Annotated in this window: 15 protein-coding genes and 1 pseudogene; 11 read left to right on the top strand and 5 right to left on the bottom strand. The window is 72.4% G+C overall.

The window, feature by feature from the left end; translation table 11 throughout:
* Positions 1 to 186: 186 nt before the first annotated feature.
* Positions 187 to 4,482: a discoidin domain-containing protein gene (locus ACZ4VA_RS10950; RefSeq protein ID WP_468080884.1), complete on the bottom strand. Its 4,296-nt coding sequence runs from the start codon at positions 4,480 to 4,482 to the stop codon at positions 187 to 189.
* Positions 4,483 to 4,843: 361 nt separating this feature from the next.
* Here ACZ4VA_RS10950 and ACZ4VA_RS10955 point away from each other — a divergent pair, with 361 nt between their 5' ends.
* The gene (locus ACZ4VA_RS10955) at positions 4,844 to 5,440 is read left to right on the top strand and encodes an ATP-binding cassette domain-containing protein (protein WP_468080886.1); all 597 of its coding nucleotides are present in this window, start codon (positions 4,844 to 4,846) and stop codon (positions 5,438 to 5,440) included.
* A 112-nt stretch (positions 5,441 to 5,552) separates the two neighbouring features.
* Here the strand turns inward: ACZ4VA_RS10955 and ACZ4VA_RS10960 are convergent, their stop codons facing one another.
* Complete coding sequence (locus ACZ4VA_RS10960; protein ID WP_356164168.1) at positions 5,553 to 6,035, bottom strand: VOC family protein; 483 nt, start codon at positions 6,033 to 6,035, stop codon at positions 5,553 to 5,555.
* Positions 6,036 to 6,141: 106 nt separating this feature from the next.
* Positions 6,142 to 6,750 (bottom strand): RBBP9/YdeN family alpha/beta hydrolase, encoded by a 609-nt coding sequence (locus ACZ4VA_RS10965; RefSeq protein WP_356164170.1) that lies wholly within the window; start codon positions 6,748 to 6,750, stop codon positions 6,142 to 6,144.
* A gap of 51 nt (positions 6,751 to 6,801) precedes the next feature.
* Between ACZ4VA_RS10965 and ACZ4VA_RS10970 the strand changes: the two genes are divergently transcribed.
* From ACZ4VA_RS10970 to ACZ4VA_RS10985, 4 genes are all read left to right on the top strand, one after another.
* Positions 6,802 to 7,749: a LysR family transcriptional regulator gene (locus ACZ4VA_RS10970; RefSeq protein WP_468080889.1), complete on the top strand. Its 948-nt coding sequence runs from the start codon at positions 6,802 to 6,804 to the stop codon at positions 7,747 to 7,749.
* Between the two features lie 21 nt (positions 7,750 to 7,770).
* Positions 7,771 to 8,979, top strand: a complete 1,209-nt coding sequence (locus tag ACZ4VA_RS10975) for an epoxide hydrolase family protein (RefSeq protein WP_356164174.1) — start codon at positions 7,771 to 7,773, stop codon at positions 8,977 to 8,979.
* Positions 8,980 to 9,107: 128 nt separating this feature from the next.
* Positions 9,108 to 9,761, top strand: coding sequence for an ATP-dependent Clp protease proteolytic subunit (locus tag ACZ4VA_RS10980; RefSeq protein WP_355792154.1), 654 nt, complete (start codon positions 9,108 to 9,110; stop codon positions 9,759 to 9,761).
* 1 nt (position 9,762) lies between these two features.
* Positions 9,763 to 10,365, top strand: coding sequence for a ClpP family protease (locus ACZ4VA_RS10985; protein WP_355792151.1), 603 nt, complete (start codon positions 9,763 to 9,765; stop codon positions 10,363 to 10,365).
* 584 nt (positions 10,366 to 10,949) lie between these two features.
* On the opposite strand, the gene ACZ4VA_RS10990 is transcribed toward ACZ4VA_RS10985, so the two are convergent.
* Positions 10,950 to 11,420: a helix-turn-helix domain-containing protein gene (locus tag ACZ4VA_RS10990; RefSeq protein ID WP_356164177.1), complete on the bottom strand. Its 471-nt coding sequence runs from the start codon at positions 11,418 to 11,420 to the stop codon at positions 10,950 to 10,952.
* A 107-nt stretch (positions 11,421 to 11,527) separates the two neighbouring features.
* On the opposite strand from ACZ4VA_RS10990, the gene ACZ4VA_RS10995 reads away from it, so the two are divergent.
* The 4 genes from ACZ4VA_RS10995 (at position 11,528) to ACZ4VA_RS11010 (ending at position 15,596) form a co-directional block, all read left to right on the top strand.
* Positions 11,528 to 12,310 carry a class I SAM-dependent methyltransferase gene (locus ACZ4VA_RS10995; protein WP_355783833.1) on the top strand — a complete coding sequence of 261 codons (783 nt, stop codon included), beginning with the start codon at positions 11,528 to 11,530 and terminating at the stop codon, positions 12,308 to 12,310.
* Positions 12,311 to 12,554: 244 nt separating this feature from the next.
* The gene (locus ACZ4VA_RS11000; RefSeq protein ID WP_452921162.1) at positions 12,555 to 14,021 is read left to right on the top strand and encodes an esterase; all 1,467 of its coding nucleotides are present in this window, start codon (positions 12,555 to 12,557) and stop codon (positions 14,019 to 14,021) included.
* A gap of 344 nt (positions 14,022 to 14,365) precedes the next feature.
* The gene (locus ACZ4VA_RS11005) at positions 14,366 to 14,593 is read left to right on the top strand and encodes a DUF5133 domain-containing protein (RefSeq protein WP_356164183.1); all 228 of its coding nucleotides are present in this window, start codon (positions 14,366 to 14,368) and stop codon (positions 14,591 to 14,593) included.
* A gap of 106 nt (positions 14,594 to 14,699) precedes the next feature.
* Complete coding sequence (locus tag ACZ4VA_RS11010) at positions 14,700 to 15,596, top strand: RNA polymerase sigma factor SigF (protein WP_356243406.1); 897 nt, start codon at positions 14,700 to 14,702, stop codon at positions 15,594 to 15,596.
* A 99-nt stretch (positions 15,597 to 15,695) separates the two neighbouring features.
* Here the strand turns inward: ACZ4VA_RS11010 and ACZ4VA_RS11015 are convergent, their stop codons facing one another.
* Positions 15,696 to 17,156, bottom strand: a complete 1,461-nt coding sequence (locus tag ACZ4VA_RS11015; protein ID WP_356164185.1) for a diacylglycerol/lipid kinase family protein — start codon at positions 17,154 to 17,156, stop codon at positions 15,696 to 15,698.
* A gap of 386 nt (positions 17,157 to 17,542) precedes the next feature.
* Here ACZ4VA_RS11015 and ACZ4VA_RS11020 point away from each other — a divergent pair, with 386 nt between their 5' ends.
* Together ACZ4VA_RS11020 and ACZ4VA_RS11025 are read left to right on the top strand one after the other, a co-directional pair.
* Positions 17,543 to 19,096 (top strand): PP2C family protein-serine/threonine phosphatase, encoded by a 1,554-nt coding sequence (locus tag ACZ4VA_RS11020; protein WP_468080894.1) that lies wholly within the window; start codon positions 17,543 to 17,545, stop codon positions 19,094 to 19,096.
* A pseudogene (locus tag ACZ4VA_RS11025) lies at positions 19,093 to 20,136 on the top strand (cobalamin B12-binding domain-containing protein); the annotation flags it as partial. The gene ACZ4VA_RS11020 and the pseudogene ACZ4VA_RS11025, both read left to right, overlap by 4 nt.
* Positions 20,137 to 20,254: the final 118 nt, after the last annotated feature.

The raw sequence follows: 20,254 nt of genomic DNA on the forward strand, positions 1-20,254 counted from the left end.
CCGGCGCGGTCGCCGACATTCACTTCACCAACGTAAGCCGGGGTGTCCGGGTGCACCAGTCGATCACCGGCGGCGCTGGTGCGCGTGGCGGATGGCGGTCCGGTGGGCCTGGATGCCCTACGGGCGGCGGGGTACGGGACCCCGCCGCCCGCGGGCGGTACGGCGGCCGACGGCGCGAGGGGCGCGCTACGGCAGCATGTTGATCTTGAAGGTGGACGTCGTGTTCCGCACGTCCTGTGCGTTGTCGCTCATCTTGAGGTTGTGGAAGGTGACTTCACCGACGGCGGGCCCCTGACCGGCCTCCGGCATCTCGTTGGCCCACAGGCCGAACCCGGACTTCGCGTCGAACGCGTCGCCGCTCTTGTGCGCTCCGGTGATCGTCACGTCCGTGAGGACGGTGTCCTTGATCGGGAACTGTGGCTGTCCTCCCACGTAGTTGGTCTGGAACATGATCCCGCTGTACGTCGGGTCGACGATGTCGACGTTGTTGACGCGGATGCCCTGGAAGACCTTCGAGGCGGAGAACATCCAAATGCCGGGGAAGGTCTGGGAGCCCCAGAAATGGCCGCCCGAGCGGACGACCGAGATGTTCTCCAGGGTCGTGGGCGTCGTACCGAAGCCGTTCATCGGGTAGCCGAAGTCCAGCGAGCTGACGGTGATGCCCGAATAGACCAGGGTGTCGGCGATGTGGATGTTGCGGAAGGTGTTGTCGTACCCGCCGTAGACGGCGACGCCCGCCGCACGCCAGGTCAGGATCGACGTGAGGTTCTCGAACAGGTTGTTCTTCTCGTCGGCTCCGCCCGCGTCGATCGCGGAGAACAGCGCGAAGCTGTCGTCACCGGTCGCCCGCGCCTCGTTGTTGACGACGTGGTTGTCCGTGCTGCCGTTGGTCATGTTGATGCCGTCGGCGAACATGTCGCGGATGCGCGAGTTCTTGATGGTGATGCCGTCGGTGTTGGCGCCCCAGTAGAGGCACACCATGTGTTCGTTCCAGATGTTGTCGATGGTGATGTCGGAGACGTTGGCGAAGTCGAAGACCTTGCCGGGGCCGTCGATGCGCGAGGTGTAGTTGCCGAAGTACGCGAAGTTCGCGAACGACGACCCCTTGGCACTGGCCTCGGCCCGGAAGCCGATGTCGGTGTTCTCCTGCGACGACGGGGCGTGGAAGCGCGTGTACCAGGGGCCCGCGCCGACGACCCGGACCGCCTTGCCGTAGACCTGGAACTTGCTCGACGTCTCGTAGTCGCCGGCCGGCAGGTAGACGCCGACGAGCTTGCCGGTGGTGTCCATGCGCACCTTGTCGAGCGCGTTCTGCACGTCCTGGTGGGAGAAGCCGGCCGGCACGGTGTACGTGGCCGGGTCCGGGTTGGGGATCGCCGACGCCTGCTCCAGACTCACGAAGTCGATCGCGTACTTGGAGTCGTTGGCCGCGTCCTTCTGGAGCCGTATCCTGCTGCCCGCCGGGACGGTCTGACCGAGCATCAGGTTCGCCTCGTCGTAGATGTGCCGTGGCGAACCGGAGCCGGGCGAGTTCCCCGGGCCGGTCTCCGCGCCGTACAGCCAGGCGTACTTTGACGTCAGGTCGATGGCCTTGAGGAACTTGCCGTCGACGTAGACGTTCAAGGTCGAGCTGGTGCCGCCGCCGCCCGCGGCGTCCGGGATGGAGAAGCGGGTCACGAGGGTGTTGGCGGCGGCCTTGGTCGTCCATTCCACGTAGTTTCCGGTGCTGTTGAGGGTGACGGCCTTGCGGCCGGACGCCTCGCCGGCGAGGTCGCCGACCGTGCGGTTGGGTCCGACGGTCTGCGCGCCGCCGCCCGTGGTGCCGTCCTCGGCCTCGTACATGTCGTACGGCATGTTGGCGCCGCGGCCGACGAACAGGGGCTGGCTGCTGGTGTTGTTGTCGCGCTTGACCGGCAGTTCGTTGGCGTCGGCCGCGATCACGGTCTTGACGGTGAACTTGCCCTTGCCGGCGGTCCAGGTGCCGAGCTTCACCGCGGAGGCGGTGTCACCCGCCGCGATGGCGCCGTCGTAGGAGCCGGTGAGCGTCTTGACGGTGGCGCCCGACGAGTCCAGCACCGTCAGCGTGATGCCGTGGGCGCCGCTCGCGGAGGCCACCGTGCCCTGGTTCCTCAGCGTGACGGAGAAGGTGACCGTGTTGCCCTCGGCGGGTGCGCTGGGCGACCAGCCGACAGAGGACGCCACGAGGTCGGAGCTGGAGACGGGCTTGACGACGAGGGAGGTGGGGCTGGTGTAGGAGTTGTTCCCCTCGTCCCGCTCGATGACCTTGTCGCCCGGGTCTACGACGGCGCCGACCTGGTAGGTCCCGGCGTCGCGGGCTCCGATGTCGGCGGTGACCGTGGCCGAGGCCCCCACGGCGAGCGCGCCGACGTCGGCCGTGCCCACCTTGGTGCCGCCGAGCCGGAACTCGACGCCGGTCGCCTCGGACGCCTGCGTGCCGGAGTTGCGTACGGTCGCGGTCAGTTTCACGGCGTCGGACTCGACGGGGTTCGCCGGTGCCGAGGTGATCCCGGTGACCTGCAGGTCCGGGTTGGGCGCCGGGGTGCCGAGGACCTGGAACTCGGCGATCTGCCCGGCGGAGGAGCCCGAGTTGGCGGTGATCACCAGCTGGACGTCCGCGACGCGGCCGGTCACGGGGATGCGGACCGTGTTGCCGCTCGCCGGGTCGAAGGTGTAGTCCTTCGCGGCGGCCAGGCTCGTGAAGGAGGTGGCCTTCTGCTCCCGGCCGAGCACCTGGACGCGCTGGGTGCGTGCCGCCCAGGCCGCGTCCGGACTGAGCTTGAGGACGACGGTGTCGACGTCGGCGTTGGCGCCGAGCTTGACGGTGAGGCTGTTCGGGTAGCTGCCGGGCCCGCCTTCCCAGTACGTGCTGGTCCGGTCGTCGTTGGCGTTCTCCGCGACGAAAGTGAAGACGCTGGAGGAGGCGGAGACGGGCTTGCCGACGGCGAGGTTCGCGCCGTCGCCCGTGGAGCCGTTGCGGGTGACGGTGTTGCTGTCGACGGACTGGTTGCCCGCCGCGTCCTTGGCGCGCACGCGGTACGTCACGGTCGCCGAGGCCGGCTGGGTGTCGGTGTACGTCGTGACGTCGCCGTCGACGCTCTTGCGCAGGGTGCCGTTCGCGTAGATGTCGTAGCCGGTCACCTTCACGTTGTCCGTGGAGGCCCGCCAGGTGAGCCGGACCTGGCCGCTGGTGGCCTCGGTGAACGCGAGATCGGCGGGGGCGGTCGGGGCCTGGGTGTCGCCGGAGTCCCCCTTGCGGGTGACGGTGTTGCTGTTGCCGGACTGGTTGCCCGCCGCGTCCTTGGCACGCACGTAGTACGCGACGGTCGCCGAGGCCGGCTGGGTGTCCGTGTAGGTCGTGACGTCACCGGCGACGGAGGTCCGCAGCTCGCCGTTGGCATAGACGTCGTACCCGGTGACCTTGACGTTGTCGGTGGCGGCCTTCCAGGTCAGCTTGATCTGGCCGGACGCGGGTTCGGTGTAGGCCAGGTCGGCGGGCGCGGTCGGCGCCTGAGTGTCGCCGGTGGCGGGCCCGTACACCTCGAGCTCCGACAACTGCCCGGCCAGCTGGCCGGTGTTGGCCGTCACGAGCACCCTGACGTAGCGGGTCGTGGTGGCGTTGAAGGCCACGCTCTGCGACAGGTCGTTCGCCTCGTTGAACTCGTAGCCCTTCGAGGCCGTCAGGTCCTGGAAGTCCGAACCGGTCGTGCTCGCCTGCAGTTTGAGCGTCTGGGTCCGCGCGCCCCAGCCGGAAGGCAGCCTCAGCACCACCCGGTCGACACGCACCGACGAGCCTAGGTCCACCTGGACCCACTGCGGGAGTTCGCCGTTCCGGCTCTCCCAGTAGCTGGCCCGGTTCCCGTCGCCCGCGTTCGCGGCGGCGTACGTCTGCGTGGAGCTGCTGGCCGTGAACGGCCTGCCCGCGGCGAGGTTCCCGGTGGAGTCGCTCGCGCCGTGGACCTCCAGCTCCGAGAGCTGCGCGGCGGACCAACCGGTGTTCGCCGTGACAGCGATCCGCACATAGCGGGCCTGGGTCGCCGGGAACTCGATCGTCACCGTGTTGCCGGCGCTCTGCGTGAAGGCGTACGAGGCCGAGGACTTGATCGTCTCGAAGCTCGTGCCGTCGCCGCTGCCCTGCACCGAGAGCGTCTGGTTCCGGCTCTCCCAGGAGGCGGGGAGCTTCAGGACCACCTCGTCGATCCGGGCGGCGGCGCCGAGGTCGGCCTGCACCCACTGCGGGAAGCCGGAGCCCGAACTCTCCCAGTAGGTGGCCGCGTTGCCGTCGGTGGTGGCGGGTGCGCCGTACTCGGCCTTGGAGTTGCTCGCGGTGGCGCTCCGGCCCGCGGCGAGGTTGGGTCCGCCGGCCGCGGCGGCCGGCGTGGTCAGCGCGGGAAGCCCGATGAGGGCGAGCGCTGTGGTCAGCAGGGCCGCCAACAGGCGGCCTCTCCAACGGTGTCTGGTCATCCTTCTCCTGCCCTGGAGCGGTGTCACGGGGGGACGCGGAAGAGTCACGAGAGAGCAAGGGTCGCGTTTTTGCGCTCAGTTGTTGGAGAGTTGCATGCCGATGTTGTTGAGTCCACACTCCGTGCAGAGATAGTTGCCCGCTCCTGTCGAGCTGGACACAGCGGCCAACTGGGGCACGCGGGGCGGCCGTTGCGGTGTGCACTCCGGCGCGGACGTCGTCTTCACCGTCGAGCACAGCCCGGTGCGGCTGCGACGAGCACTTACGCCACGAGGTCGAGCACCCGTCCTCGCGGGTGACTGAGACGACCCAGCTGATCTCGGTCACCCGTGCCCACGGGCTGGAGGGCAAGGCGCTGCGGCGGTGGACAACACACTGCGCAGGTGCTCAGTTCGGGCCTGCGCTGGACCTGCTCAACGGGCGGTCCGGGTCACCGGCCCGGATGTTCCTCGACGTCGTCGCCCGCGTACCTACCGGCGCCTCGTCTCGGTGGTGCCCCAGGAGTCGATCCTGTTCGTCGGCACGATCCGGGAGCACGTCGCGTACGGCATGGACGACGCCGACGAGACGGTGGTGCGGGAGGCACTGCGGGACGCCAACGCGCTGGAGTTCGTCGACCGGCTGCCCGAGGGACTCGACACGCTGGTGGGCGAGCACGGAGCCCGACTGTCCGGAGGTCAGCGCCGGCGCCTCGCGATCGCCAGGGCGCTGATCAGGGACCCCCGGGTGCTGATCCTCGACGAGGCCACCTCGGCGCTCGACACGCCCTCGGAGGCGCTCGTGCGGCAGGCGCCGGCCCGGCTGCTGCACGGGCGGACGATGTTGATAGCGGTGCACCGGCTCTCCACGATCCGGGACGCGGACCGCATCGTCATGATGCGGGACGGGGAGATGCGGGAGATCGGCTCGCACGAGGAGCTGCTGGGCCGCGACGGTGCGTACCCGGCGCTGCACGGGTAGCGGACGCCGTCCCGGCCGGGCGCCGGGAGCCCAGCGAGCGGGCGTGCCCACCGGGACGCAGCGGGCCTGGACAGGGCGTGCGTGCGCCCTGTCCGGCAATCCGATCCGGGTGCTACTCGCCCGCGTAGACCTTCTCCAGGGCCGCGAGGTCGATCTTGCTCATGGCGTACATGGCCTGGGTCGTGCGCGCCGCCTTCACCGGGTCGGGGTCGGCGATCATGTCGATGAGCCGGGACGGGAAGACCTGCCAGGACAGGCCGAACCTGTCCTTCAGCCAGCCGCAGGGGCCCGGCTCGCCGCCGTCCTCGGTGAGTCGGTTCCAGTAGTGGTCCACCTCTTCCTGGTCGGCGCAGGCGATCTGGAAGGAGACCGCTTCGCTGAAGGTGAACTGCGGCCCTCCGTTCAGCGCGACGAACTTCTGGCCGTTGGCCTCGAACTCGACGACCATCACGGAGCCGGCGGGGCCGGGGCCCGCCTCGGTGTAGCGGCCGACCCTGCCGATCCGGGAGTTCTTGAACACCGAGACGTAGAAGTCGGCGGCCTCCTCGGCCTGGCCGTCGAACCACAGACACGTGGTGAATCCGTCGGTGGACATGCGGTACCTCCTCGGGCGGGAACCTCTTCACCTGTGTCGACCGATCCTCGTCCGGAAACTCATCGGTCGCACGGCGGGCGGGTCCGTACCCGGCGCCCCCGAGGGGTCACGCCGGGGTGGGCCGGGCGGTGATCCGGACCGCGGGATCGAGGCACCAGCCGAGGACGGACGGCCAGGGGCCGTAGCCCGCGTCGGGGTCCAGATGCCCGCCGCCGGGGATCACGTCCGTGTCGAGGCCGAGCGGCCGCCCGTAGATCCGGGCCGCTCCGCCGGGGCAGTAGGGGTCGTCGTCCCCGGCCGCCAGACGGGTCGTCCCGGCGGCGGAGGCCAGGTGTCCCGGGGTGGTTCCGGCGGGCGCGAACGCGGCCACCTCCGCGTGGCGCCGCAGCACCTCGGCGGAGGGCGGCGCGACCAGCAGGACCCGGTCGGCCCGGACCACCCCGCGGGCCGCCGCATGCAGCCACACCGCGGCGGCGAGGCTGTGGCAGACGACGACCCGCTCGGCGTCCCGGCCGTCCGGCCGCGCGGTGAGCAGGGTCCGCACGCGGTCGATCCACACGTCGAGGTCCGGGTCCTCCGGGTCGGGCAGCTGGGGGTAGTGGACGTGGCTGCCGCGGGCGGTCAGTTCGCGTGCCAGCCAGTGCTGCCAGTGGCCGGCCGGACGGCGGTTGCGCCAGCCGTGCAGGATGACGAAGGAGGCGGGGATCGAGGTCATGGCGGAGATCGTCCGCCCTTCCGGATCATCAGGTCCAGTTAATCTTTGTGGATGGAACAGGTAAGCGGCGGCTTCAGTATCGATCTGCGCCGGCTGGGCACGCTGCGGGAGCTGGAGCGTCGTGGCAGCCTCGCCGGGACCGCGCGGGCCCTGCATCTGACCCCGTCCGCCGTGTCGCAACAACTGGCGGCGCTCTCGCGCGAGTTGGGCGTTCCCCTGGTGGAGAGGCAGGGCCGTGGCGTCCGGCTGACCGGGCAGGCGCGCATCCTGCTGGAGCACGCCGACGCCATCGCCGCGCAGCTGGAGCGGGCGCGCGCCGACCTCCAGGCGTGGGGCCGGGGGCAGCGCGGCACCCTCACCGTCGGGGCCTTCTCCAGCGCGATCTCCGGCCTCCTGCCCGTCGCGCTGGGCGAGTTGGCGCGGACGCGTCCCGACCTGCGCGTCGCCGTCGTCGAGGCCGAGCCGCCCGACCTGTTCACCCGGCTCGACGCGGGAGAGGTCGACGTGGCGGTGGCCGTGGACTTCGCCGCCGCTCCCCCCTCCACCGACCGCCGCTACACCCGCACCGAGCTGCTCGCCGACGTCCTCGACGTCGCACTGCCCGCCATGCACCGCCTGGCCGGGGCGGACCGGGTCCCCCTGCGGGAACTCGCCGCCGATCCCTGGGTCGTCGGGGACGCGCGCAGCTGCTGCGGGGCGGTGACCCGCTCGGTGTGCGCGGCCGCCGGTTTCACGCCGGAGATCCGGCACGCGGTGAACGACTGGCAGTCGCTGACGGCGCTGGTCGAGGCCGGCGCCGGGGTGGCCCTCGTACCGCGACTGGTGCGGCCCCTGCACCGTCCGGGGCTCGTGCTGCGGGCCCCGGAGGGTCAGCGGCCCACCCGGCACGTCTTCGCGGCGGTCCGGGCCGGCGCGGAGAGCGACCCCGTGCTGACCGCCGTCCTGGACCGGCTCGCCGCGGCGGGCGCGTCGGCGGCGGCCCACGTCACCCCCGGCTGAGCGGGGATAGCATTCGCGGACATGACCACGCCGCAGAACGCCTCCCCTCTCATCCGGCCCTTCACCATCGACATTCCCGAAAGCGATCTGGACGACCTGCGCGAACGGCTCGACCGCACGCGCTGGCCGGACGAACTGCCGGGCGTGGGCTGGGAATACGGAGTTCCACGCGACTACCTCCGCGAGCTCGTACGTTACTGGCGGCACACGTACGACTGGCGGGCGGCGGAGAAACGTCTCAACGCGTGGCCGCAGTTCCGCACGGAGATCGACGGAGCCACGATTCATTTCGCGCACATCCGCTCCCCGGAACCCGATGCGACGCCGCTCGTCGTCACCCATGGCTGGCCCGGCTCGATCGTCGAATTCCAGGACATCGTGGGCCCGTTGACCGACCCCCGGGCACACGGAGCCGATCCCGCCGACGCCTTCCACCTCGTCCTGCCGAGCATTCCCGGATTCGGCTTCTCGGGACCCACACGGGAGACCGGCTGGGAATTCCGGCGGGTGGCCGCCGCGTTCGCGGAACTGATGCGGCGCCTCGGTTATCAGCGCTACGGGACACAGGGCGGCGACTGGGGAGCGGCCGTCTCCCGTGAGCTGGGCCGGATCCGCCCCGAGGAGGTCATCGGTGTCCATCTGAACCTGCTGCCCTCGGGGTCCGCGACCTCGGAGCCGACGCCGGAGGAACTGGCCGCACTGACCCCGGAGGAAAGGGAACGCACTCTCGCTTCATGGCGGCGCGGACAGCGCTGGGCACGGGAGGAACAGGGATACGCCGACATCCAGGCCACCCGCCCACAGACGCTCGCGTACGCGCTGACGGATTCACCCGTAGGCCAACTCGCGTGGATCGTGGAGAAGTTCAAACAGTGGACGGATGCGCGCGAGCGTCCCGAGGAGGCCGTCGACCGGGACCAGCTGCTCACCGACGTCATGCTGTACTGGCTGACCGGAACGGCCGGCTCGTCCGCCCGCATCTATTACGAACGCGCGCACGCCGACTACTGGGGTGAGCCACCCGCCCCTTCCTCCGCGCCCACCGCACTCGCCGTCTTCCCGCACGACAATTTCATTCCGCTGCGCCATGTCGCGGACCGCACGAACTCCATCGTGCGGTGGACGGAATTCGACCGCGGCGGGCATTTCCCAGCGATGGAGGAGCCCGGTCTGCTGGTGTCCGACGTGCGCGCCTTCTTCCGTCAGCTGCGCGAGAGCGGGGAGCACTGAGCGCCTGAAACCCCGGAACGCCTCTGCCCGTGGCGAATCTGCTGCGGGCAAAGAAAGCCGGTCCCACGGGACGTCCGGGCCGACAGTGGAGTGCGCGGCGAGGCAGCCGCCCACCACAAGGAGGACCGATGACATCACTCATGACCGGCTGGGATCCGGCTTCGCGGCCACGGGCCGAGGACGGCGACACCCAGGCGACGCGCTTCGACGACCATCTCGCCGCGCAACTGCTCGGCCAGCGCATCGTGTTCCTCGGCACCCAGGTGGACGAGGTCTCCGCGAACCGGGTCTGCGCCCAGTTGCTCCTGCTCTCGGCGGAGGACGCGCGGACCGACATCAGCCTGTACATCAACAGCCCGGGCGGTTCGGTCACCGCCGGCCTGGCGATCTACGACACGATGCGGCTGATCCCCAACGACGTCTCGACGCTCGCCATGGGATTCGCCGCGAGCATGGGCCAGTTCCTGCTCAGCGTCGGCGCCCGCGGCAAGCGTTTCGCCCTGCCGAACGCGCGGATCATGATGCACCAGCCGTCGGCCGGCATCGGGGGCACCGCCGCGGACATCGAGATCCAGGCGCAGAACCTGGAGTTCACGAAGAAGGCCATCGAGCGGATCACCGCGGAGCACACCGGGCAGAGCGAGGAGACGATCTCCCGGGACGGCGACCGTGACCGCTGGTTCACGGCCGAACAGGCGCTGGAGTACGGCATGGTGGACCGGGTCGTGGAGTCCCTGGAGGACGTCCGGCCCGCCGCGTCCCGCCGACGGATGGGGCTGTGACATGGGTTCCTACACGATTCCGAACGTCGTCGAGCGGACCCCGCAGGGCGAGCGGTCGTACGACGTCTTCAGCCGGCTGCTGTCCGAGCGGATCATCTTCCTGGGCACGGAGATCGATGACGGTGTCGCCAACGTCGTCATCGCGCAACTCCTCCATCTGGAGTCGTCGAGCCCGGAGAGCGAGATCGCGATCTACATCAACTCGCCCGGTGGTTCGTTCACTTCACTGATGGCGATCTACGACACGATGACGTTCGTGCAGGCGCCGATCTCCACGTTCTGCGTGGGGCAGGCGGCGTCGACGGCCGCCGTGCTGCTGGCCGGCGGCGACCCCGGGCGGCGGTTCGTACTGGAGCACGCCCGGGTGCTGCTGGGCCAGCCCGCGAGCGGCGGACGGCAGGGGACGGTCTCGGACCTCAGCCTCCAGGCGAAGGAGATGCTGCGGATCCGCTCCCAGGTGGAGGAGGTCCTCTCCCGGCACACGCACCACGACGTGGCGACCCTGCGCGCGGACATGGACCGCGACAAGGTCTTCACCGCCCAGGAGGCGGTGGCGTACGGCCTGGCCGACGAGGTCCTGAGCCGCCGCCTCGCAACGACCTGAGCCCCGAACAGGCCCGCCCGCCGCCCGGCCGGTCGCGTCCCGGCGCAGGCGTCGCGAACGGCCGGTCGCGGACGAAGCGTCGGCGCACGGCAGTTCACGCGCCAGCCGATGCGTCGGCGCGCGTCTCTCGACGACCGGCCAGCGCGTCGGCGCAGGGCCGGTCGCGGCCGTATGGGTCGCCGCGCGGACGGTCGCGTCTCGACCGGCGCGTCGGAGCGCAGGCCGTTCCCGGCCCGGCGGAGGCGTCGCCGCACCGAGGGTTACGTCCCGTCGGGGCGTCGAGCCCGGCCGGTCACGTCCCGGCGGAGGCGTCCGACTTCGCGCCCCGACCAGCGCCTCGGCGCACGCCATACGCGTCCCGACAGGGGCGGCGCAGGGCCGGTCGCGGCCCCGAGGGAAGCGTGCCCGTCGCGGCCGAACAGAACGTCGGCGCCCTGCCCTCGACGACCGACGCCGCACCCGGCGCCGAGGGGCGGTCCCCGTTCCTCGGCGCCGGGTGCGGCGTCGGTCGGGCGGGGAGAGCCGTCCGGGTCACCGGGCCGCCGGCCGGCCGACTTCTCGGGCGGCCGGTTCGTCGGTTTCGGTCAGGCCGCCAGGCACAGGCCGTTGTACGGCGCGGTCGACGACGTGCGCCGGCCGTGACCGGCGCGGGCGCCGGTCGAGCGGGGCAGGGCGAGGCGCGTGAGTTCGCCCTGGGCGAGGGACAGCAGATCGCCGAGGCCGAGACCCAGGGCGCGGGCGGCAGCGGCGAGGACCTCGGACGAGGCCTCCTTGCGGCCCCGCTCCAGCTCGGAGAGATACGGCATCGAGATCCGGGCGGCATCGGCGACGTCCTGGAGCGTGCGCTCCTGGGCGAGTCGCTCGCGGCGCAGCACGTCACCGACGAGGTCACGGAGCAGGGGCTCCTTGGGCGCCGGCCGGCCACCGGGCGCCCCCTGGGGCGGGCCGACCGGTCGCGGGCCCTGCGGCGCGCGGGCCGCGGGGGCGCTCGACGAGGACCCCGCCGCCGGGCGGAGGGGAATGACGCGGGCTTCGTTCGGCACGTGGTTGCTCACCCTCCCAGCGTAGAAGCGCCGCGCGCCGGGAGATCGGCGTTCCGCTGTCGGTGGAACCGCGACTCGTGACACCGTGCCGGGGGGGGACAGGTCCGGGAGGCGGGGTCATGGAACTGCGGGACACGTTCGACGGGGCGGCCGAGCGGTACGACCGGGCACGACCGTCGTACCCGCCCGCCCTGACGGCCGAGCTCGTCGAGCGGGCGGGGCTCGGTCCGGACAGCCGGGTCCTCGAACTGGGGCCGGGCACGGGCCAGCTCACCGCGGCGCTCGCCGAGTCCGGCTGCGAGATCACCGCCGTGGAGCGGGGCCCCTCGCTGGCGGCGGTCGCCCGGCGCAACCTGAGCGGTTTCCCGCGCGTCCACGTCGAGGTGGGCTCCTTCGAGGACTGGCCCCTGCCCGACGAGCCCTTCGACCTGGTGGTCAGCGCCACCGCCTTCCACTGGATCGACCCGGCCGTGCGCGTGGCCAAGTCGGCGCGGGCGCTGCGGCCGGGCGGCTGCCTCGCCCTGGTCACCACGCACCACGTGGCCGGCGGCAGCGACGCCTTCTTCGCCCGGGCGCAGGGCTGTTACGAGCGCTGGGACCCGGCGACCCCGCCGGGCCTGCGCCTGGTGGACGAGGCGGAGACTGCCACCGACACGCGCGAGCTGGAGCAGCTGGGTCCGGTCACGTCGAGCCGCCACGCACGGGAGATCGGCTACTCCGCGGCCGAGTACCTCGACGTGCTGATGACGTACTCGGGTCATCTGGCGCTGGAGGCCACCGCGCGGGACGGTCTCCTCGCGTGCCTGCGCGAGCTGATCGACACGCGCCACGCGGGCCGCATCACGAAGCGCTACCTGCACGAGCTGATCACCGTCGAGCGGCCCGCCGCCGACGTCCGCTGAGCCGCCGGGCCCCCGACGTCCCACCCGCCGGGGCGCCGCGCCTACGTACGAAGTCGACGGGACCGGTGTGCGCGCGCCTCGTCCTCCCTGGCCGGAAACAGACCGTGCCCGCTCCGGTTCCGGGCCGCTCCGGCGTACAACCCTTGCGCCGCACGCGGTGTCGAACAGGGCGCCGGACAAGGAACGGGCCCTTTCCGGACACCCCCCGGCGCTGCCCGGCCATCCTTTCTCCAAGGAGCCGCTCGTGCGCAAGAACCGTTCGGCCGCCCTCGCCGCGGCCTCATTCCTTCTCGTGACCGGTGCCGCCATCGCGGCCGCCCCCTCCGCCTACGCGGGGACACCGGGCGGCACCCACGCCGACGACCGCAACAGCGACTTCAACGGCGACGGCTACGAGGACGTCCTGGTCGGCGCGCCGGGCGCGACCGTCAGCAGCCAGAAGGGCGCCGGCCTGGTCACCGTGCAGTACGGGTCGTCCAGAGGCATCGGCACCGGCAACGCCGCGCGGTTCAGCCAGTCCACGTCCGGTGTCGCGGGCGCCGCCGAGCCCGCCGACGGCTTCGGATCCTCGGTGGCGACCGGCGACCTGGACGGCGACGGCTACGACGACGCGGTCGTCGGCATCCCCGGTGAGGACCTCGGCACCGTCAAGGACGCGGGCGGTGTCGCGATCCTGTGGGGGTCCGCGTCCGGGCTCACCGGCTCCGCCAGCGACTGGCTGGAGACCCAGGAACCCACCGCGGGCGAGCGGTTCGGCTCGGGACTGGCCGCCGCCCACTTCACCGCCGAGACCCCGGGCGATCTGCTCGCCGTACTCGACCGGGACGACCTGGAGCTGTTCGGCTACGACGCGGGCTCGCCCAGCGCCCTCAAGCGCGAATCGCGGCAGCGGCTCTCCGCACAGGCGGAGGAACGCGACATCCTCCCCAAGTCGCTCACCACCGGCGACTACGACGACAACGGCTACGCCGACCTCGTCGTGTCCGGCGTGACCGTGGGCGGCGAACCGGGGCACGGCTGGTCGGCGCTGCTGTCCGGACAGGCGGACGGGCTGACGTACGAGCGCGACCTGCGCGGCGGCCCGGTCGCCGCGTCCGGTGACATCGACGGCGACGGCTACGACGACCTGGTCACCGGTGAGCCGCACTCCCCCGACGACGGGGGCGAGTCGATGACCGGTGGCCTCCTCGGCGTGCGTCACGGAGGCCCCGACGGGCCCGCGGCCGAACCCCAGTGGTGGACGCAGGACTCCCCCGGCGTCCCCGGGACCGCCGAGGCCGGCGACGGCTGGGGTACCGACCTGTCCGTCGCGGACACCGACGGCGACGGTTACGCGGACGTGGCCGTGGGCGCGTCCGGCGAGGACGTCGGCACGGTCGCGGACGCGGGTGCCGTCTGGGTGCTGCGCGGTACGGCCGCCGGGCTCACCGCGAGCGGCGCCAAGTCCTGGGACCAGAACTCGGCGAACGTCCCCGGCGTCGTCGAGAAGGGCGACAAATGGGGCGGGCAGGTCCGGCTGACCGACCCGAACGCCGACGGCCGCTTCGGGCTGCTGGCGTCCGCGCCCGGCGAGAACACGGGCGACGGCTTCGTGTGGGTGCTCTCCGCCGGAGCCGGCGGCATCTCGGCGACGGGGTCCTGGACGTTCGACGCGGCCTCGCTCGGGGCGCCTTCGCTCGACGCGGCCTTCGGGGCGGCCATCGACGAGTGACGCCCCGGTGGCGCGCGGTCGCGGCCCGGCCGCGCGTCTCCCCCGCCGGCCGGGTGTCGCCCCGGCCGCGCCGAAGGCGACAGGGTCCCGGCCCGCCGCGGTGGCGGGCCGGGACCCTCGCCGCACGTGAGGCCCAAACCGGGCCCGCGTGGTCCGTAACGGCGGGCCCGCTCAGGCGTTGTGCGTGTCGGCGGGACCAACGGCCCACGGGTACGGGGGCGAAGGGCCCGGCGGACTCGGGCCCTTGGGCACGGCGTACGGCATCAGGCGCCGGGTAGGGGGCGTCGAGAACGATCACCATCGACGGTCGATCACCGTCGACGACTATCCACCGGGAGAACACCGTGCTGATGGCCCACCCCGCCGTCCTGGACAACCTCGTCGAGCAGTACGACACGCTGCGGGTGCTGCACGCCGAGAGCGGGGGCGCCGAAGTCCGCCGCCGCATGGACGACCTGGCGTACACGCTCTGCGTCGCGACCGGTACCAACGACGTGGACGCGGCCCTCATCGCCGCCCGCCACCGGCTGCCGGGAGCCCGCACGTCCGACGACTCCGTACTGGCGAGCTGACGGTCCGTCAGAAAACTCGCCCCGAATCAGCAGACATGGGTTCGCACTTACGGGGTAGTCGCGAGACACGACGTTTGGAAGGGCGAACAGTTTCGTGGGAGAGGTAATGGACACCGTCACCGCCGTGAGCCGGTCGAAGGTCACCCAGGAGTCCGCCCGGACCGGAACGTGTCAGGAGGCTCTGCCGGTCGTCGAGGATCCGCGCGCCGTGGCTCCCCGCGACGCGAGGGAGTTGTCCCGACAGTTCTTCCAGCGCCTCGCGGAACTCGAAGAGGGCACGCACGAGTACCAGTACGCGCGCAACACGCTGATCGAGATGAACATGTCGCTGGTCCGCTTCGCGGCGGGCCGCTTCCGGCACCGCGGCGACGACCTGGAGGACATCGCCCAGGTCGGGATGATCGGCCTGATCAAGGCCATCGACCGCTTCGAGATCTCGCGCGAGGTCGAGTTCACGTCCTTCGCGCTGCCGTACATCGTCGGCGAGATCAAGCGCTTCTTCCGTGACACGACGTGGGCGGTGCACGTCCCGCGCCGCCTCCAGGAACTGCGCGTGGAACTGGCCAAGGCGCGCGAGGAACTCTCCAGCCGCCTGGACCGCGACCCGAGCGTCGCCGAACTGGCCACCCTCATGAACCTGTCGGAGCAGGAGGTCGTGGAGGCGCAGATCGCCTCGAACGGGTACAACTCCTCCTCCCTGGACGCCGCCCTCACGGGCGACGGCACCCAGGACGGGGAAGCCGTCCTCGCCGACTTCATCGGCGTCGAGGACGACGGCATGCGCCTCGTCGAGGACTTCCACACGCTGGCCCCGCTGGTGGCGGAGCTCAGTGAGCGCGACCGGCAGATCATCCACCTGCGGTTCGTGGAGGAAGCCACCCAGGCGGAAATAGGAGAACGCCTCGGCTGCTCCCAGATGCACGTCTCGCGACTGATCAAGCGGATCATCGAGCAGCTGCGCAACGGCATGCTCAGTGACGTGGAGCGCGTCGAGCGGGCCTGACGGTCCGCCTCCACCGCGACATCCGAAAGGCCGGTGGCGCCACCCCTTCTTTGTCAGGGGTGGCGCCACCGGCCTTTCGGATGTCGCGGACGGTCCGGCTCAGCGCAGCCACTGGTCCTTGTCGGCGGGCCGGTACAGGGTCACCGCACGCGTCAGCTTGTCCAGGACCAGCCGGGGCGCCGCGGCGCTGGTCACCTCACCGTCGTAGGAGAACCGCGGGTCGCCGTGCCGCACTTCGAGCCGCAGGCTGCGGACCTGGGCCGTGGTCAGGACGCGGCTGTTGTGCAGGGTGCCGGTCAGGACGGCGATCAGCAGGCGGGTGCGCGCGAAGGGCGTGCCGCCGTCGACGGCACGGACGTCCAGCAGCCCGTCGTCCAGCTGCGTCCGGTACGTCGGCGCGAAGCCGGCCGGGTGGTAGAGGCCGTTGCCGGCGAACAGGAGCCACAGCCGCTTCGGGCTCCCGTTGACCGACACGCTCACCGGGCTGCCTGTCGCGAGGACCTTGGCTAGGCCGACCACGAGCGCGGGCCACTTCCCGATCCGCTTCTCCAGCAGTTCCCGCGCGCTGACCAGGTCCGAGTAGACGCCCAGGCTGAAGGTGTTGACGAAGATCTGCTCGGGCCCGCCCGGGGTCTTGGCCCGCCCGAGGTCCGCGACGACCGCGTCGCCGTCCTGCACGGCCCGGGCGACATCCTCGGCGGACTGGTTGCCGAGGTCCACGGCGAAGTGGTTGAACGTGCCGCCCGGGAACACCGCGAGGGGTACGCCGAGCCGGGCCGCCGCCTCGGTCGCGGCGTTCACCGTGCCGTCCCCGCCACAGGCGCCGAGCGCACCTCCCTGTTCCTTCGCCCGTCGCGCGGCCTGCTCCAGCAGTTCGGGCAGGGGCTGACCCTGCTGCGGAAGCAGGATCTCGGCCTTCGGCAGCAGGGTGCGCAGGTGCTCGGCCACGTCGGGTGTCTCGGTGTTCCGGGACAGACCCGAGGAGGGGTTGACGACGATGTGCAGCCCGGCGCCCTCGGGCAGGGCCGGTGCGGGCCTGCGCGGTGGTGCCGCGGCGGCGGCCGCCTCCGGCTTCACCGGCCACCAACGCGCGGTCAGCGCGGCGGCGCCGACCCCGATCGCGACGCCGACGGCCACGTCTCCCGGGTGCCGGACGCGGGACCGTATGCGGGCCATGGTGAGCGCGACGGCGCCGGGGACGACGAGCAGACCGTAGCGGGGTGCTTCGAGGACGACGCCCGCGGCGAACGCGGCGGCGGAGGCCGCGTGTCCGGCCGCCTCCAGCGGCTGCACCTTGCGCGCCGCCGGGCGTGCGAGGGCGCGGGTCGCCGTCGACGCGATCGCGACGGTGCCGATGCCACGCAGTGCCGCGCGGCGTGCAGTCCGGTCTCCCGAGGCGCCGAGGGCCGCGGCCGCCGCGCCCCACAGCAGCCCGCCCGCCACGACCCTCCCCCGGCCGGGCGCACCCGTGCTGCGCAGGCCCGCCCGCATCACCTTCCGGACGGCCGGCAGACCGCGGATCCCGCCGCCCGTTCGCAGTCCGGCCCTGCTTCTCGCCATGGTCGGCCCCACCCTTGCGTCTCGACTGTGGATCTCCTGGCCGGCAAGGACGTGCCGCCCCCCTCACTGTGCCCCGAGTCGCCGACTTCATGGACCTCTCACTCCCCCGTGATGTCGCACACGTCGCAGGGGCGCATCCGTAACCCCCAACTGCCGTTCCGGGAGAGGCGACGGCCTGAAATGCCGTGGGCGGGGCACCCGACCAGGACGTGTCATCGACACTGAGAGGTGAAGGAGCCCGCCCCGCGAGTTCCGCATATGTGGTCAATCCACTGGAAATTCCCCCGAGTCCCCGCGCTCCGGCGGACCGTGCCGAGGCGGACGCCGCCTGGTACGCCGCTCCCTGACCCGTCCTGATCGCCGCGCCGGACGGCACCGTACGCGAGGTGAACCGGGCGGCCGCGGCGGTCCTCCCCGGTGCCGCGCCCGGCGTCCGGATCGACGACGTGACCCCCGGCTGGTTCACCGCCGCCCACCGACGTCTGCGCGGGCTCCGAGCGGAACCGAGCCCGGACGGACCGGACGCCGCGGCCGCGCACGGGCCCGTCGGAGAGCGCAGCTTCGCCGCGCACCCCGTGGTCCGCGGCGACGGAGCCGTCGTGTGGTGGTTCGTCGACGAGACGGCACACCGCCTGGCCGACGCGCAGTTGCGGACGGAGCGGCAGCGCACCGCGTTCCTCGTGGAGGCGTCCACCCGCCTGCTGTCCTCCCTCAACCTGTCCCGGGTCATGGACGTGACGGCCCGGCTGGCCGCCGAACACCTCGCCGACGCGGCGCTCGTCGTCGCCCCGGCCGCGGGCCGACGCCATCCCGTCACCTACTGCGTCCGCGGCGGCACCCCGGTCCGCGCGGGCTCCGCCGGCACGCCGGCCGACGTCCCCGGCCTCGAAGAGGCACTCCAAGGCTTCCCGCCCGTCCCCTCGCGCTGGATCGACCCGGCGGCCTCCCCGGACTGGGTGGTACCGCCCGGCTTCGGCGAGGTCGGGTCCATGGTGGTCACGCCGCTGCCGGGACACGGCGTGCCCGCGGGTGCGCTGATCCTGCTGCGCAGGTCCGGGCAGGCCTCCTTCGACGAGAGCGAGGAACTGTTCGCCCGGCTGCTCGCGGCCCGCGCCGGCGCCGCCCTGTCGGCGGCCCGGATGTACGCCGAACAGGCGTCCATCACCAAGACGCTGATGCGCGAACTCCTGCCGCCCCCGCTGCCGCCGGTCGCGGGCATCGAGTTCGCGGCGGGCTACCGCCCGTCCGGGGAGAGCGAGCGGATCGGCGGGGACTTCTACGACGTGCACCCCGCGTCCGGTTCGGGCGAGGAGTCCCTCGTCGTCCTGGGCGACGTCTGCGGCAAGGGACTCGAGGCCGCGGTGCTGACCGGCAAGATCCACAACTCGCTGCACGCGCTGCTGCCGCTGGCCGACGACCACTCACGCATGCTGACGCTGCTCAACGGCGCCCTGCTCACCTCGCGACACGCCCGCTTCGCCACGCTGGTGCTGTGCTCCGTCCTGCGCCGGGGACGGGACGTGCGGCTGCGCCTATCCAGCGCGGGCCATCTCTCGCCGCTCATCGTGCGCCACGACGGGCAGGTCGAGGAGGCGCGCACCCGTGGCACCCTGCTCGGCGCGCTGCCCGCGGTGACCGTGAGCTCGGCCACGGTGAGCCTCGCGCCGGGCGAGATCTGCCTCCTCTACACCGACGGGATCACCGAGGCCCGGGGCGGCCCGCTCGGGGACGATGTGTTCGGCGACGAGCGGCTGCGCGACGCGCTGGCCGGGTGCGCCGACATGCCGACGGAGGCCGTCGTGGAACGGGTGCAGATGCTGGCGTCCGACTGGGTCGGCGGCGGCGCCCACGACGACATGGCCGTGGTCGCGGTCGGCGCCCCGCGCGTCCGCCGGTTCAGCGCGGTGGACGGTCAGGGGCCCGGCAGGTCCGCCGGATGACGGAACCGTACACAGCCGGGCGGTCCGGCGGGCCCGGACGACCCTGGGCCGACGCGCTGCGGACCGCCGCACTGGCGGGCGACGAACCCGCCGCCCTCGCCGTGGTGGACGCGGCCCTGGGCTCGGGCATGGCAGCCGAGGCGTTCCTCGTCGAGGTCGTCGCCGCCGTCCAGCGGCAGGTCGGCGAGGCATGGGCCGCCGACCGGATCCCGGTGGCCCGGGAGCACGCCGCGACCGCCGTCGCCGACCGGGTCGTCACCGCGGTCACCCGGCATCCGGAAGCGCACCGCGCGGCACCGACGCGCGGCCGGATCACCGTGGCCTGCGTAGACGGCGAGTGGCATGCCCTGCCCGCCCGGCTCCTCGCCGAGGTGCTGCGGCTGCGGGGCTGGCGGGTCGACTGGCTGGGGGCCCGGGTTCCGGCTCCGGAGCTGATCCGACAGCTGCACCGCACGGGTCCTGACGCCGTGGCACTGTCCGGCTCACTGACGACCCGGCTGCCCACGGCCCACGCCACCATCACCGCCTGCCAACGCGCGTCCGTGCCCGTGGTGGCCGGCGGCGCGGCGTTCGGCGCGGACGGCCGGTACGCGCGTCTGCTGGGCGCCGACGCCTGGGCGCCCGACGCCCACAGCGCGGCGGACGCGCTGGCCGGCGGACCGCCCCGCGCTCCGGCGGTACCGCACGAGCCGGTCGCGCGCCTGCCTCATCTCGCCGACCAGGAGTACACCCTCGTCGCCCGGTCGGCGCCGCAGCTGGTGGGGGCGGTCCTGGCCGGTCTGACGGAACGGCTCCCGCCCTGGGGCCAGCCCGCCGCCGAGGACGTCGCCCGGCTCGTCGACTCCCTCGCCGCCGGCCTCTACACGGACGACGCCGAACTCCTCACCGGTTTCACGACGTGGACCGCCGCCGTCCTCGGCGCCCGCGACGTGCCGCGGCGGGCGCCGCTGCTCGCCCTGGACCTGCTGTGCGCGCAGTTGCGTGACTTCCCCCGGGCCACCGGCCTGGTGCGCGAGGCCCGCGACGCCGTGTCCCACAGCCCCACGAACCCTGTCCCCGGATCAGGAAAGCCCGGTATGAACCCGTCGCCACCCTCACCTCAGCTCGAGGTCACCCCGTCCGCGGCCGAACCGCGCAGCCTGCGCATCGGGCTCGGCG

The sequence above is a fragment of the Streptomyces sp. NPDC028308 genome (genome assembly GCF_055565855.1).